Origin of the sequence: Sandarakinorhabdus sp. (assembly GCF_051860625.1) — a bacterium.
Classification (GTDB): domain Bacteria; phylum Pseudomonadota; class Alphaproteobacteria; order Sphingomonadales; family Sphingomonadaceae; genus Sandarakinorhabdus.
This window is the reverse complement of record NZ_JBHYDQ010000003.1, coordinates 107,402-121,712: the sequence shown is the minus strand read 5'-3', so window position 1 is coordinate 121,712 and position 14,311 is coordinate 107,402. Positions and strand designations below refer to the sequence as shown.

General features: G+C 64.9%; 13 protein-coding genes. 5 read left to right on the top strand and 8 right to left on the bottom strand.

From position 1 onward, the window contains the following. Positions 1-12: 12 nt before the first annotated feature. Positions 13-2,742, bottom strand: a complete 2,730-nt coding sequence (secA, locus tag ACTIEZ_RS04620) for a preprotein translocase subunit SecA (RefSeq protein WP_439545481.1) — start codon at positions 2,740-2,742, stop codon at positions 13-15. Positions 2,743-2,783: 41 nt separating this feature from the next. Then, positions 2,784-3,164, bottom strand: coding sequence for a hypothetical protein (locus ACTIEZ_RS04615; RefSeq protein ID WP_439545480.1), 381 nt, complete (start codon positions 3,162-3,164; stop codon positions 2,784-2,786). Between the two features lie 127 nt (positions 3,165-3,291). Between ACTIEZ_RS04615 and ACTIEZ_RS04610 the strand changes: the two genes are divergently transcribed. Beyond that, a complete protein-coding gene (locus tag ACTIEZ_RS04610) occupies positions 3,292-4,800 on the top strand; it encodes a YifB family Mg chelatase-like AAA ATPase (RefSeq protein ID WP_439545595.1) in 1,509 nt (502 codons plus the stop codon). Positions 4,801-4,911: 111 nt separating this feature from the next. Here ACTIEZ_RS04610 and ACTIEZ_RS04605 read toward each other — a convergent pair whose 3' ends face one another. The 3 genes from ACTIEZ_RS04605 to ACTIEZ_RS04595 are packed head-to-tail and all read right to left on the bottom strand — an operon-like array spanning position 4,912 to position 6,911. Then, complete coding sequence (locus ACTIEZ_RS04605) at positions 4,912-5,319, bottom strand: type II toxin-antitoxin system VapC family toxin (protein WP_439545479.1); 408 nt, start codon at positions 5,317-5,319, stop codon at positions 4,912-4,914. Further along, entirely contained in the window at positions 5,316-5,603 is a 288-nt protein-coding gene (locus tag ACTIEZ_RS04600; RefSeq protein WP_439545478.1) for a type II toxin-antitoxin system Phd/YefM family antitoxin, read from the bottom strand. Before ACTIEZ_RS04600 ends, ACTIEZ_RS04605 begins: the two co-directional genes overlap by 4 nt. 33 nt (positions 5,604-5,636) lie before the next feature. Next, the gene (locus ACTIEZ_RS04595; protein ID WP_439545477.1) at positions 5,637-6,911 is read right to left on the bottom strand and encodes a dicarboxylate/amino acid:cation symporter; all 1,275 of its coding nucleotides are present in this window, start codon (positions 6,909-6,911) and stop codon (positions 5,637-5,639) included. Positions 6,912-6,992: 81 nt separating this feature from the next. On the opposite strand from ACTIEZ_RS04595, the gene ACTIEZ_RS04590 reads away from it, so the two are divergent. From ACTIEZ_RS04590 to ACTIEZ_RS04575, 4 genes are all read left to right on the top strand, one after another. Then, complete coding sequence (locus ACTIEZ_RS04590) at positions 6,993-8,381, top strand: M20/M25/M40 family metallo-hydrolase (protein WP_439545476.1); 1,389 nt, start codon at positions 6,993-6,995, stop codon at positions 8,379-8,381. A gap of 96 nt (positions 8,382-8,477) precedes the next feature. After that, positions 8,478-9,770, top strand: coding sequence for a pilus assembly protein TadG-related protein (locus ACTIEZ_RS04585; protein ID WP_439545475.1), 1,293 nt, complete (start codon positions 8,478-8,480; stop codon positions 9,768-9,770). Beyond that, a complete protein-coding gene (locus ACTIEZ_RS04580) occupies positions 9,770-10,225 on the top strand; it encodes a TadE/TadG family type IV pilus assembly protein (RefSeq protein WP_439545474.1) in 456 nt (151 codons plus the stop codon). Before ACTIEZ_RS04585 ends, ACTIEZ_RS04580 begins: the two co-directional genes overlap by 1 nt. After that, positions 10,222-10,629: a TadE/TadG family type IV pilus assembly protein gene (locus ACTIEZ_RS04575; RefSeq protein WP_439545473.1), complete on the top strand. Its 408-nt coding sequence runs from the start codon at positions 10,222-10,224 to the stop codon at positions 10,627-10,629. The genes ACTIEZ_RS04580 and ACTIEZ_RS04575 overlap by 4 nt, the downstream gene beginning before the upstream one ends. Positions 10,630-10,635: 6 nt before the next feature. Here the strand turns inward: ACTIEZ_RS04575 and ACTIEZ_RS04570 are convergent, their stop codons facing one another. The 3 genes from ACTIEZ_RS04570 to ACTIEZ_RS04560 form a co-directional block, all read right to left on the bottom strand. Next, a complete protein-coding gene (locus ACTIEZ_RS04570; protein ID WP_439545594.1) occupies positions 10,636-11,529 on the bottom strand; it encodes a tyrosine recombinase XerC in 894 nt (297 codons plus the stop codon). A gap of 26 nt (positions 11,530-11,555) precedes the next feature. Beyond that, complete coding sequence (gene fsa / locus ACTIEZ_RS04565; protein WP_439545472.1) at positions 11,556-12,209, bottom strand: fructose-6-phosphate aldolase; 654 nt, start codon at positions 12,207-12,209, stop codon at positions 11,556-11,558. Positions 12,210-12,421: 212 nt separating this feature from the next. Continuing rightward, a complete protein-coding gene (locus ACTIEZ_RS04560; protein ID WP_439545471.1) occupies positions 12,422-14,149 on the bottom strand; it encodes a class I adenylate-forming enzyme family protein in 1,728 nt (575 codons plus the stop codon). Between the last annotated feature and the right edge of the window lie 162 nt (positions 14,150-14,311).

The following is a 14,311-nucleotide window of genomic DNA, read 5'->3' as shown; positions in this document are numbered from 1 at the left end:
GCTAACCCTGGCCTACAGCGCCCCGTGGCAATGCTTGAACTTGCGGCCAGACCCGCACGGGCATTCCGCGTTGCGGCTGACCGATCGGTGCCATTCCTCGATATCCTCGGGATCGATATCCAGCATCTCGGTGGCACTTTGCGCCGCGGCCAGCATGCCGGCCGGCAGCGCCGATCCGAACGCATCGAAGCCCACCGATGGCGCCGACGGTGCCGCCGTTGTCACGAACGACGGCAGCGCCTCTGCAGGTTCATCCGCCTGCAGGCTGAACTGCGCGCCCGCCAGCATCCGCGTCACATCCTGGCGCACCTGGCCGAGCATGCGTTCGAACAGCGCAAACGCCTCGCGCTTATATTCGTTGATCGGCGTTTTTTGGGCATAGGCCCGCAGGTGGATCACCGACCGCAGCGAATCCAGCGTTGCCAGATGCTCCTTCCAATGGTGATCGAGCGCCTGCAGCAGGAAGCTCTTCTCGATGCTCACCCAGGTTTCGCTGGGCAGTTCGGCGGCCTTGGCGGCGACCATCGCATCGCTTTGTTCGATCAGGCGATCGACGATGGTTTCGGGATCGATGCCCTCTTCGCGTGCCCAGCCTTCGACATCGATCGACAGGCCCAGCGTGCCGACCACATCTTCCTGCAGCCCCGCCACATCCCATTGTTCGGGGTAGGAGCCCAGCGGGCAGCGCGCCGCCACGATGGCGTTCACCGTCTCGTGACGCATATCGACGACGACATCGCCGACCGTTTCCGAATCCATGATGTCGGCGCGCTGTTCATAAACCACCTTGCGCTGGTCGTTCATCACGTCGTCGTATTGCAGCAACTGCTTGCGGATATCGTAATTGCGGGCTTCCACCTTTTTCTGGGCGGTTTCGATCGCCTTGGAAATCCACGGGTGGATGATCGCCTCGCCTTCCTCCAGGCCGGAGTTCATCAGGCGGGACAGCATGTTCTGCTGGCCGAAGATGCGCAGCAGATCATCATCGAGGCTGAGATAGAAACGCGACAGGCCGGGATCGCCCTGCCGCCCGGAACGGCCGCGCAACTGGTTGTCGATGCGGCGGCTTTCGTGGCGTTCGGTGCCCAGCACGAATAGCCCGCCGGCGGCCAGCACCTTCAGCCGCTCCTCGGCGACTTCGGTCTTGATACGCGCTTCGGCTGCTTCGCGTTCCGGCCCGGCCGGCATGGCGCCCAGCTCGCGCGCGATGCGGGCTTCTTCGTTGCCGCCCAGTTTGATGTCGGTGCCGCGGCCGGCCATGTTGGTGGCAATGGTCACCGCGCCGATGCGGCCGGCCTGTTCGACGATGACGGCTTCCTGCTCGTGATAGCGGGCGTTGAGCACGACATGCTCGACACCTTCCTTCTTGAGGTAATCGGAGAGCATCTCGCTCTTTTCGATCGACACGGTGCCGACCAGCACCGGCTGCCCGCGTGATTGCGCCTCGCGCACCGATTTCACGATCGCCTTGTACTTGTCTTCCCCGCTCTTGTAGAATTCATCGTCCACGTCGCGGCGCTGCACGGGCACGTTGGTCGGGATTTCCACCACGTTCAATTTGTAGATATCGAAAAATTCCGCTGCTTCGGTCGCGGCGGTGCCGGTCATGCCGCCAAGCTTGGGATACATGCGGAAATAATTCTGGAAGGTGATGCTGGCCAGCGTCTGGTTTTCCGGCAGGATCTTGACGCCTTCCTTGGCCTCCACCGCCTGGTGCAGCCCTTCGGACCAACGCCGCCCGTCCATCATGCGGCCGGTGAATTCATCGATGATCACCACCTTGTCGTCGCGCACGATATAATCGGTATCGCGGCGGAAGATCACGATGGCGCGCAGCGCCTGGTTCAGGTGATGCACCACCTGCGTGTTTTCGAAATCATAGAGATTTTCGCCTTCCAGCAACCCGGCGGCGGACAGCATCCGCTCCACCTTCTCGGTGCCGGCCTCGGTCAGGATCACCGATTTCTGCTTCTCATCAACCTCGACATCCTCGCGCTCCAGCTCCTTCACCACGGCATTCACCGACGTGTAGAGCGCGCTCTTGTCGTCGGTCGGCCCGGAGATGATCAGCGGGGTGCGCGCTTCGTCGATCAGCACGGAGTCGACCTCATCGACCACCGCAAAATTGAATGGCCGCTGCACCATCTGCTCACGGCTGTATTTCATGTTGTCGCGCAGATAATCGAAACCGAATTCATTGTTGGTGCCATAGGTGATGTCGGCCGCATAGGCCGCGCGCCGGGTCGCATCATCCAGATTGGGCACGATCACGCCCACCGTCAGGCCCAGAAAGCGATAGACCTGGCCCATCCACTGCGCATCGCGGCTGGCGAGATAATCATTCACGGTGATCACGTGCACGCCCTTGCCGGCCAGCGCGTTCAGATACACCGCCAGCGTCGCCACCAGCGTCTTGCCTTCACCGGTGCGCATTTCGGCGATTTCACCGCGATGCAGCACGATGCCGCCGATCATCTGCACATCGAAATGCCGCATGCCCAGCACCCGCTTCGATGCTTCGCGCACCGTGGCAAAGGCTTCGACCAATATGTCGTCCAGCGTCTTGCCGGCGGCCAGTTCGGCCTTCAGCTTGGGCGTCTGCGCAACCAGGGCTTCATCGGACAGCGCGGCGATCTGCGGTTCCAGATCATTGATGCGCTTCACCAACGGCCGCAGCGATTTCAGATAGCGCTCGTTGCTGGAACCGAAGATGGTTTTGGCGATATTGCCCAGAGCGAGCATGGAAATCCTGACCTGTCATGTGCGCGCGAAGATGGGTCCCCTCACGCCTGAGGAATTGCCGGGGATGTAGGGTCAGTCGCCGCCTTCGTCAATGAACTGGCCGCCCCAGCAGCAACCGTCGCCGCTGCTGCCGCCGCCGCCAGCCGCCGCCGCTTGCGCGCCCGCCCGCGCATCAGACCCAGGTCCATCGCCTTCCTCACCCGCGGGTGGCGCCGCGTGTGCAGCAGATAACGCCGCCGCGCCCAGCGCGAGTTGCGCAGCACCAGCGTCAACCCCGCCCCGGCCACGAAAATCCCGATCGGCGCCGGCGACACGACGCCAATCAGCAGCGCCACCGGCAGCAGCAGCAGCCCGAGCAGGATCTGGAACACCCGAAAGGGTTCCGAACGCACCAGCGTGTCAAGGAAAGCAGTCCGACTCATGTCACCTCATACATCGCGCTACGGCCCGGCTGTGGCGATGATAAGGCGGCAATTGCACGGCCTCACGAAGTTTCCTAAGCGTTGCATTAGGGTCACGATTTATTCCCAGATGCAGGAGCAGCGGGAGATGGTGGCCCATGTCGGCACGGTGGCATTTCTGGGGCTCGAAGCGCGCAGCGTCGATGTGCAGGTGCAGATTTCGTCCGGCCAGGTCAGCTTCGTCACGGTGGGCCTGCCCGACAAGGCAGTGAAGGAAAGCCGCGAACGTGTCGCCGCCGCCTTGCACGCCATTGGCCTGTCGCTGCCGCCGCGCCGGGTGATCGTCAATCTGTCGCCCGCCGATCTGCCCAAGGAAGGTTCGCATTATGATTTGCCGATTGCGCTCGGGCTGCTGGCGGCGCTTGGCGTGCTGCCCCAGGATGCGCTCGATGAATATGTCGCGGTCGGTGAGCTCGGTCTGGATGGCGCGATCCTGCCCGTGCCCGGTGTGCTGCTCGCCGCGCTGCATGCCGGTGCCAACGAACAGGGCCTGATCTGCCCCGCCGCGCAAGGGCCCGAAGCCGCCTGGGCCGGCGAAGTGGCGGTGCTCGCCGCCCCCGATCTCTTGTCCCTGATCAATCATCTGAAAGGAACGATCATCCTGCCCCCGCCGTTGCGCGCCGAAGCCGAAATTTCGCGGCGCGGCCCCGACATGGCCGGCATCAAGGGCCAAGAAACCCCGAAACGCGCCGTGGAGATCGCTGCGGCCGGTGGCCATAATCTGCTGATGAGTGGCCCGCCGGGGTCAGGCAAATCCCTGCTCGCCGCCGCACTGGCCGGCATATTGCCCGACCTGACGCCCGCCGAGGCGCTGGAAGTCTCGATGGTCGCCTCCATCGCCGGCCAACTGGAAGGCGGCAAATTGAAACGCAGCCGGCCGTTCCGCAGCCCGCACCACAGCGCTTCGATGGCGGCGCTGGTCGGCGGCGGCACCAAGGCGAAGCCCGGCGAAGTGTCCCTCGCCCATCTTGGTGTGCTGTTTCTGGATGAGCTGCCCGAGTATCAGCGCGGCGTGCTCGACAGCTTGCGACAGCCGCTGGAAACCGGCCAGGTCCAGGTCGCCCGCGCTGCCGCCCACGTCACCTACCCGGCGCGCGTGCAATTGATCGCCGCGATGAACCCCTGCCGCTGCGGCTACCTCTCCGATCCCGCCCAGGCCTGTTCCCGCGCACCGCGCTGTGCCGCCGATTATCAGAGCAAACTCTCCGGGCCACTGCTCGATCGCATCGACCTGCACGTCGATGTGCCGGCACTCTCAGCCGCCGATCTCTCCTTGCCGCCGCCAGCCGAAAACAGCGCCGCCGTAGCGGCCCGCGTCGCCACCGCCCGTGCCCGCCAAACCGCCCGCTACGCCGGCACCCCCACCCGCACCAATGCCGAAGCCGACGGCGAACTGCTCAACACGCACGCCGCCCCCGATGCAGAAGGCGCCCGCCTCCTCACCCAGGCCGCCGACACGCTGCGCCTCTCCGCCCGCGGCTACGCCCGCGTCTTGCGTGTCGCGCGCACCATCGCCGACCTGGCCGGCGCGCAGCACGTGACACGGGTGCATATCGCCGAGGCGCTCAGCTACCGGAGACGGCCACCGGTGAACTGAACCCCTCTCCCCAGGCCTGCCCCCGACTTGATCCGGGAAGAGGGCGAAATACGCCGCACGCGGCCCAGGGCGAGGGGTGCTGCAGCGGCCTTCAACGCAAAAGCCAGTCCGTCAATCACCCCATGGGTTAAACAACGCTACACCCGTCGGAGCAAAATGCTGGACGTTGCGGGTGACGACCGTCAGATTGCCAGCGATCGCAGTGGCGGCGATGAGCAGGTCGACATCCTTGCGCGCCAATTTCGCAGACAGTCTGCCCCATAGGCGCGCAATTTCCAGCGTGCAGGGCAGAACACGATCAGCCCACTCGGACTCCAAACTGTTTTGCCAGGTTCGCAAGCGGCTCCCGAACATTGGGTCCTTGCCGGACACGCTTGCAACGCCCCGTTCAAGTTCACCCAGCGTCACGACACTCAAGAACGATTTCTCTGCGTGCAGGTGCAACCAGCGCAATACGTCGGGGTGCCGGCCTGGCTGGAAACTGGCCGAAACGACATTGGTATCAAGCAGCCAACTCACTCAGCATCAAGACCAAAATCGACGTCACGCAATTCCAACCCTTCGCGCCCAAAGAGTTCATCGAAATCCAGGTCGGTCTTGGGCGCGCTCAACAGAAACTCGCCAAAGGTCATGCCATTGCGCCGTTCCGGTCCGCCGGCCAGCAACCGACGATATTCATCCTCGGCCATCACCACCGCCACTGGCTTGCCGTGCCGCGTAACCCGCTGCGGACCTTCGTTTGCGGCGCAGTCGATCAGTGCGCTGAACCGCGCCTTGGCATCATGCACCGGCCACTCGCCCATCACCCGACTCCGCAAAATCTGACCAACATATGGTCATAATTTTGCCCGTCCGTCCACCGTGGCCGCAACCGGGGCCGGCGCCTCTGCCGCATCCCATTTCGCGATCACCGCCGTGGCCACCGCATTACCGATCACGTTGGTCGCGCTGCGGCCCATGTCGAGGAAATGATCGACCGCCAGGATGAGCAGCAGGCCGGCTTCGGGGATGTTGAAATAGGGCAGGGTGGCCGCGATCACCACCAGCGACGCGCGCGGCACGCCGGCGATGCCTTTGGAGGTGATCATCAGCAGGCCGAGCATCGCCAGTTCCTGCCAGATCGTCAGATCGATGCCGTACGCCTGCGCGATGAAGATGCTGGCGAAGGCACAGTACATCATCGAGCCATCAAGATTGAAGCTGTAGCCCAGCGGCAGCACGAACGACGCGATGCGGGTCGGCACGCCATAACGTTCCAGCGCATCCAGCAATTTCGGGTAGGCGGCTTCGGAGGAGGCGGTGGCAAAGGTGATCAGGAACGGCTCGCGGATGGCCGGGATCAGCCGCTTGACCTCACCCACGCCCAGCACCACCGCGCCGGCGCCGAGCAGGAACAGCCACAACACCGCCAGCCCGAGATAGAAACCGCCGACGAACTTGCCGAAGGTGATGATGATGCCCAGGCCCTCGACGGCGATCGAACTCGCGATGGCGGCGAAGACCGCGAACGGCGCCAGCTTCATCACATAGCCAGTGATGACCAGCATCATGTGCATCAGCGAATCCAGCCCGCGGTTGATCGGCCCGGCGCGTTCCGGCCCCAATTGGATCAGCGCGACGCCGGCGAACAGGCTGAACACCACGATCTGCAACACTTCGTTGACGGCCATCGCCTCGATGATCGACTTGGGGAAGATATGGGCGACGAATTCCTTCAGATCGAAGGACTTGGCGGCCACGCCCGACACGGCATCTGCCGCCGGCAAGGCCAGGCCCACCCCCACCCCCGGCGCCAGCAGATTGACCATCAAGATGCCCAGCCCCAGGCTGAAGATGCTGGCGGTGATGAACCAGGCCAGCGTGCGCCCGAACGTGCGCCCCACTGCGCCGCCCGAACCCATGTGGGCGATGCCCACCGTCAGCGTCGCCAGCACCAGCGGCGCGATGATCATCTTGATCAGCCGCAGGAACACATCGGTGACGATCGACAGATAATTGGCGATTTCCTTGGCCTGCGCCGCCGGCGTGTTGGTGTTGACCAACCAGCCGACGGCCAGGCCAGCGAACAGGCCGATGAGGATATAGCGGGTCAGCTTGTTGGGGGGATTCATGGCCGGCATGGTTCGGACAGTGCCGCGGTGGCGTCAAGTGTTTCGCTTGCTTGCCGGTTCCGTGCCCGGCAAAGTTGCGGCATGAAAAACGCAATTTCCCGTGTCCAGGCCGCCCTTCTCGCTGCCACCCTGCTGGCAGCCCCCGCCCTTGCTGCCCCCGGTGACGCCGCCGACGCCAAACGTCTGTTGATGGACAGTGTCGGCATCGCATCGGTGAAGGGCCGCGGCGAAACGCCGAAACTGGCGCGGTTTTATCGTGACTGGCTGGTGCAGGCCGGTTTCGCGGCGGCAGACATAACCGTCGCGGACATGGCCGACACCGCCACCTTCCACATGGTGTGGCGGGCTGCAAAAGCCACCGCCAGGCCGATCGCGTTCACCGGGCATCTCGATGTGGTGGAGGCCGATCCCAAGGACTGGACCCGCGATCCGTTCGTGGCGGTGGAGGAGGGCGGCTTCATCTTCGGCCGCGGCGTGCACGACAACAAGTTCGACATCGCGGCGCTGCTCGCCACCTTCGCCAGGCTGAAGGCCGCCGGTTTCCAGCCGAAGCGCGACATCCACCTGTTCCTGTCTGGCGACGAGGAAACCGACGGCATCACCAGCGCCGCCCAGGCGAAGCAGGCGCAGGCGCTGGGCATCGAGCTGATGCTGAACAGCGATGGCGGCGGCGGCGGGCTGGATGCGGCCGGCAAGCCCTATTTCTACAAATTGCAGGCCGCCGAGAAATCCTATGCCGATTTCACCATGACCATCACCGATCCCGGCGGCCACAGCAGCGCGCCGGGCGCCAGCAACGCCATTGCGCGGGCCGGGCTGGTGGCGGCGCGCATCGCCGCGCACCGCTGGCCGGCCCAGATCAACGACATCACCCGCGCCGCCCTGGCCGATGCCGGCCGCCAGCGCCCCGACGAACTGGGCCAGGCGATGACGCGCTTTGCCGCCGACGCGCGCGATGCCGGCGCGGTGGCCATATTGCGCGCCAATCCGGGCACGATCGGCCAGATTGCGACCACCTGCGTCCCCACCATGGTCACCGGCGGCCACGCGCCGAACGCCCTGCCGCAAAAGGTCGCGCTCACCGTCAACTGCCGCATCTTTCCGGGCACCAGCATCGCGGCCGTACAAACCGAACTGGCGCGCATTGCCGAGGATCCCGGCATCAGCTTTGCCACCGGCGTCGATTGGCCGGTCACCCCGCCCTCCCCGCTGCGCGCCGACGTCACGGCCGCCGTGCAAGCCGCTGTTTCCGCCCGTTCGCCCGGCCTGAAGGCAACGCCCGGCATGGACGCCGGCGCCACCGACAGCGTGTTCTGGCGCGCGCTCGGCATCCCGTCCTACGGCGTGTCCGGCCTGTTCATGCGGGCAGAGGATGTGTTCATCCATGGCCTTGATGAACGCATCCCCACCAGCGCAATTGCGCCAGCGCTTCAGCACTGGGAAATCATTCTGAATCGCCTGGCAAGATAGGTAAATTGGCGTTTACCATGCCATATCTTGATTTTCCCGCCATTAACTGTAAACCATTCAAAGCAAAAGGATTTTGTAACGAGAGGTTAAAAATTGATGAGCGGGAAGCCGCGCCGTCTTCTGCGTCTTGATCGTCTGCGTCTTGATCGGCGCGGGAGCATCGCCGCCATGACAGCGATGTTGATTCCGCTGCTGATCGGCGCGGCCGGCTTGGCCAGCGACACGATGCAATGGACGCTGGTGCGCCGATCGCTGCAGCGCCAGGCCGATTCGGCGGCGCTTTCAGGCGCCTATGCCCTCACCCAGAACCGCGACGTCACCAGCACCGTGACCGCCGATCTGGCCAAGAACAGCAATTTCCCGCTCGCCAGTGCGCCCGTGATCGAAAACGCCCCCACCGCCGGGCCATTTGCCGGCGACCCAGGCGCCGTGCGCGTGCGCATCGTGGCCGACGCGCGCCTGCCCTTCACCGGCGCCTTCCTGGGCCGCGCCACCGCGATCAGTGTGGAGGCCACTGCCGGCCTGCAGCAGGACGGCGAATATTGCATCCTCGCGCTCGACGAAAGCAATTCGCTCGGCATCACCAACAGCGGCAACACCACGGTCGATGCCGCGTGCGGCATGCACAGCAACAGTTCGGGTGAACCGGCCATCAACGGCCAGGGCAGCGCCGACATCATCGCTTCGCCGGTTTCGGCGGTGGGCAATGTCGACAACCAAAGCGGTGCCTTCCGCGCCGGCACGGTGTTCCAGCCCTACAGCGTCTCGCAACGGGACCCGTTTGCCGACCTCCCTGATCTGAGCATCAACGGCTCACCCAACAACGGCGACGTCCGATCCAACCAGACCCGAACCCTGACACCGGGCAATTATCGCGGCATGAACATCCAGGGCAATGCCGTGCTGCAGCCCGGCATCTATTATATTGATGGTGCACGCAATGGCGGTGGCAATCCGAACAATGGCGGCCTTTCGATCGGATCGCAGGCCACGGTCACCGGCAGCGGTGTTACGATTATCCTCACCTCGTCCAACCCCGCCGTCGGTGGAACATTCGCCGGGTTGAGGATCAACGGCGGCGCCACAATAAATCTGACCGCGCCGACATCTGGCACCTATCGCGGCGTGCTGATCTATCAGGACCGCCGGGCACCTGCGATGGGCGACACGCTGCAGATCAACGGCAACAGCGCCTCCACGCTGCAGGGCGCCATTTATGCGCCGCGCAACGAAATCCTGATGAACGGCACCACCGGCATGAACACCAACTGCCTGCAATTGATCGGCTATCGCCTCACCTTCACCGGCAACAGCAGGATCACCAATGTCTGCCCGGCCATGTCCAACGCCGGCGCCTTTCGCGGCAACATCGTCAGGCTGCTGAACTGATGCGCCGCCTTGCCGACATTCTCCGGGCCCGCGACGGCGCGGCTGCGCTGGAACTGGCGATCATCGCGCCGGTGATTGGCGGCCTGATCATGGTTGCCATGGATTTCTCCAACGCCTGGGCGATGCGCTTGGCACTTGAACAGGTCGCGCAACGCAGCGTCGAATTGGCTGCCGTCCGCAAGGGCGTCGCCGCCAATTATGATTATATCCGCGACGAAGCGGTGGCGGCCTGGGGCAAGCCCTTCACGTCGGCCGTGGTGGACAGTTGGCTGGAATGCGGCGGCACGCGGCAGAGCAGCACGACCGCCAATTGCGCTGGCGCACAGCGGGCACGTTATGTCTCGGTGCGCATCAGCGCTGATTTCCAGCCGACCTTTGGCTGGGGCCGGATCATCTCCGGCAATCGCAACGGCGGCTTCAATCTCACCGGCGATGCCACGGTGCGCGTGCAATGATGCTGCGCCGCCGCCTGACTGATCTGCGCCGTGACCGCAGGGGAGCCACCCTGGCCGAACTCGCGCTCACCCTGCCGATCTGGCTGATCCTGGTGTTCGGCGTGTTCAACGTCGGCCGGTTTTACTGGGCGCGCGCCGGTCTGCTGAACGGCCTGGGCGAAGCCGCGCGCACCGCCACGCTGTTTCCGGTCCGCGACGAAGCGGCGATCCGCGCCGCCTTCAATGATCGCGTCTTCGGCCTGACCGCCACCGAAGCCCCCGTGGTCACGGTCACACCCGGCACGGCAGGCGGCCAGAATTTCGTGGATCTCGAGGTCACCTATGATCCGCAATTCTTCCTGATCGGCGTGACGATCGCGCCGATTACCCTAACCTACACGCGCCGCGCCTTCCGCCCGGCCTAGCCTCGCTTAACTGGCGCGCGGGTGCGCCGCCGACCAGGCATCGAGCAACTGCGCGGCGTCCACCCTGGTATAGATTTGCGTTGACGAAAGGCTGGCGTGGCCGAGCAGTTCCTGCAATTGCCGCAGGTCTGCGCCGCGGGCCAGCAGATGCGTCGCGAAACTGTGGCGCAGCGCATGCGGGGAGGCGCTGGCCGGCAAGCCGAGCACGCTGCGCGCGCCCTGCACCGCGCGCCGCACTGTGCCGGCATCCAGCGCACCGCCACGCAAGCCCCGAAACAGCGGCTGGCCCACCGCAACGGCAAACGGGCAAGCCGCAACATAGGCCGATATCGCGTCACGCACCTGGGGCAATATCGGCACGACACGGGTCTTGTTGCGCTTGCCGGTGACCATCAGCGTGTCACCCAGCGGCAGCGCGTCACCGGTCAGCGCCAGCGCCTCGCCGATGCGCAGGCCGGCGCCATAAAGCAGCAGCAGCACCGCGGTATCGCGCGCCGCCACCCACGGCAGCAGCGCGGCATCGCCGACCACTTCCACCATGTCGCGCACATCCTGCACCGCCACCGCACGCGGCAGCCGGCGCGGCTGTTTCGGGGATTTCAGCGCGGCCACCGCATCGCAGGCCAGGCCTTCGCTGCGCCGCAGCCAGCCCAGAAAACCGCGCAGCGCTGACACATCGCGCGCCAGCGATGCCGGTGCCAGGCCCTCACTGCGCCGCCGCGCCAGAAAGGCGCGCAGATCGGCTGGTTCCAGTGCCGCCAGCTGCCCGCCGACAACGCCGCCACCTGTATGCTGGATCAGAAAATCCTCGAACCGTTCCAGCGTCAGGCCATAGGCGCGCAGCGTGTGCGGGGACAATCGGCGCTGATCTCCGCACACGGCCAGAAACCGCGCGATCAGGCTGGCGAGCGGCTCGCCAGCGGGCGTCACAGAATCGATTGCCCGGTCTTGGCCCAATCTGCCTCGAACGCCGCCAGGCCCTTGTCGGTCAAGGCATGGGCGGCCAATTGCTTGATCACCGCCGGCGGCATGGTGGCGACATCGGCGCCGATGCGCGCGGCGGCCAGCACGTGGACCGGACTGCGCACGCTGGCGACCAGGATTTCGGTATCGAAATCATAATTGTCATAGATGATGCGGATATCCTGGATCAGCTCCATCCCGTCGTGGCCGATATCATCCAGACGCCCGACGAACGGCGACACATACGTCGCGCCCGCCTTGGCCGCCAGCAGCGCCTGGTTGGCCGAAAAACACAGCGTCACATTGGTCTTCACGCCCTCGGCGGTCAGCGCCTTGCAGGTCTTCAGACCATCGAGCGTCAAGGGCAGCTTGATGCAGATGTTGGGCGCCAGCGCGCGCAGCACCGCGGCCTCCCGCATCATCGTGGCATGATCGGGGGCGACGACTTCGGCCGAAACCGGGCCGTCGACCAGGCCACAGATTTCCTTCACCACCTCCAGAAAATTGCGCCCGGATTTGGCGATCAGGCTGGGATTGGTGGTGACGCCATCCAGCAGACCGGTGGCGGCCAGATCGGCGATTTCGGCCACATCGGCGGTATCGGCAAAGAATTTCATGGGTGGGCGTCCTGCTTTGGCTGAGTCTGCCGCTCCCTTAGCGCAAGGCGGTAGTCTGGCCTACCGGGTTGCGTGTTTCATCACGCGCCACCCCTCCGTCGCCCTGCGGGCGCCACCTCCCCTGAGAGGGGAGGATCAAGTTGCTCCTCCCCTGCAAGGGGAGGTGGCGAGCGAAGCGAGACGGAGGGGTGGCGCGTGCGGAGGCGCGTGCCCTACCCCGCAACCAGCTTCTTCAACTCCGTCTTCAGGATCTTGCCATTGGCATTGCGGGGTAGCGGCTCGTCCATGAAATGCACCGCCACCGGCACCTTGAACGCCGCCTGCCGCGCCGCAACAAAGGCACGCAGTTCGTCTTCGCTAGCGCTGGCGCCGGCGGCCAGCGTCACGAACGCCACCGGTTCCTCACCCAGCGTCTTGTGCGGGCGGCCGACCAGCGCGGCGTCCATCACGGCCGGGTGTTCGTACAGGGCGTTCTCCACCTCCACGCAATAGATATTCTCGCCGCCGCGGATCAGCATGTCCTTGGCGCGGTCGATGATGTAGCAGAAGCCTTCTTCATCGATGCGCGCCAGATCGCCGGTGCGCACCCAGCCGTCGATGAAGGTCGCGGCCGTGGCTTCGGGCTTGTTCCAATAAAGCTTCACGACATTGGGGCCATAGCCGTACAGCTCGCCGACCGTGCCCGGCGGCAGCACCTTGCCATCGGCGTCGCGCACCTCCAGGTCGCACACCGGCACCGGCGGGCCGCAACTGTCCGGGCGGTGTTCATAATCCTCCGCCATATGGTGGGTGAAGGTGGCGCTGGTTTCGGTCATGCCCCAACCATTGCCGGGCTTCGCCTTGAACTGGCCGGCGATCTGGCGAACCAGTTCGGGTGCCGAAGGCGCGCCGCCGTAGCTGACCGTCTCCAGGCTGGACAGGTCATATTTGTGGCGATCCGGGTGCTCCAGAATCTGCCAGGCGATGGTCGGCACGCCGCCGGCGCTGCTGATCCGCTCCTCCTCGATCAACTGCATGGCACGGGCGACATCCCATTTGCGCATCAGCACCAGCTTGGCCCCGGCAACCAGCGACGGGTTCAGCACGGCATGGCAGCCGGTGGCGTGGAAGAACGGCACACTCAACAGCGTCGCCTTCTGCGGCGCCTGTGGATCGGGCGCCGGCAAGGCCTCGCCGCGGCGCAGGATGCTGCGTGCCTGGCTGCAACCCGATGCCATGATGTTCGAACAGATGTTGCGGTGCGTGCCCAGCGCGCCCTTCGGCTTGCCGGTGGTGCCGCTGGTGTAGAAAATCGTCGCGTCATCTTCGGGCTGCAGGCTCAGCGCGTCGTCCGGAATGGCGCGGTCGGGCAGCGCCGCCCATGACATCGGCCGGCCAATCACGCTTTCCAGGCGCACGGCGCGGGGATCGCCCAGTTCCTGTTCGCTGGCACGGGTGACGTAAATCCGTTCCAGCACCGGACAATTCGGCAGATGTTCGGCAATGCGGTTGTAGCGTTCGGCATCGATCAGCAGGATCTTCGTGCCGCTGTCGGTCAGCCCATATTCCAGTTCGCCGCCAGTCCACCACGCATTGAGCGGCGTGACGATCGCCCCGCACAGGCTGGCGGCATAGAATGCCACCGGCCATTCCGGCAGGTTGCGCATCACCACCGCCACCCGATCGCCCTTGGCCAGGCCGTCGGCGCGCAAGCGTTCGGCCAGGGCCAGCGTGGCGCGGGCGAACGCCTCATAACTCACCCGTTCTTCCTCCAGCACCAGGAAGATCTTGTCGCCATGCGCGCGCCCCGCCGCGAAACAATGCGCAAGGCTTGGCGGCGCATTCTTCCATGCCCGCGTCGCGCGGCCGTTGATGGGCACCGTTTCCATCTCGAACGGCGCGCCGGGCGCGGTGAGCAGGTCATGCGCCTCGGCAATGGACATGGCTGGCCAATTGGTCATGAGTTCGTCCCCAGGATGATGCGAATATTATTATTTTGCGGCACGATGCCGCAAACGGCGGCCGCATGCCAGCCTGACGAAAGGGCGCAGGGCATGACTGTCCTACATGCGGCCCGTGTGTCATGCTCCGGATCGCCAATGGCCCAATTCGCCGCCAAAAAA

Coding starts and splice junctions, on each gene's coding strand:
- ACTIEZ_RS04600 (WP_439545478.1), bottom strand. CDS start 5,603: ATGGGCGAGTGGCCGGTGCATGATGCCAAGGCGCGGTTCAGCGCACTG.
- ACTIEZ_RS04590 (WP_439545476.1), top strand. CDS start 6,993: ATGAAAAACGCAATTTCCCGTGTCCAGGCCGCCCTTCTCGCTGCCACC.
- ACTIEZ_RS04580 (WP_439545474.1), top strand. CDS start 9,770: ATGCGCCGCCTTGCCGACATTCTCCGGGCCCGCGACGGCGCGGCTGCG.
- ACTIEZ_RS04610 (WP_439545595.1), top strand. CDS start 3,292: ATGGTGGCCCATGTCGGCACGGTGGCATTTCTGGGGCTCGAAGCGCGC.
- ACTIEZ_RS04595 (WP_439545477.1), bottom strand. CDS start 6,911: ATGAATCCCCCCAACAAGCTGACCCGCTATATCCTCATCGGCCTGTTC.
- ACTIEZ_RS04560 (WP_439545471.1), bottom strand. CDS start 14,149: ATGACCAATTGGCCAGCCATGTCCATTGCCGAGGCGCATGACCTGCTC.
- ACTIEZ_RS04615 (WP_439545480.1), bottom strand. CDS start 3,164: ATGAGTCGGACTGCTTTCCTTGACACGCTGGTGCGTTCGGAACCCTTT.
- ACTIEZ_RS04585 (WP_439545475.1), top strand. CDS start 8,478: ATGAGCGGGAAGCCGCGCCGTCTTCTGCGTCTTGATCGTCTGCGTCTT.
- fsa (WP_439545472.1), bottom strand. CDS start 12,209: ATGAAATTCTTTGCCGATACCGCCGATGTGGCCGAAATCGCCGATCTG.
- secA (WP_439545481.1), bottom strand. CDS start 2,742: ATGCTCGCTCTGGGCAATATCGCCAAAACCATCTTCGGTTCCAGCAAC.
- ACTIEZ_RS04575 (WP_439545473.1), top strand. CDS start 10,222: ATGATGCTGCGCCGCCGCCTGACTGATCTGCGCCGTGACCGCAGGGGA.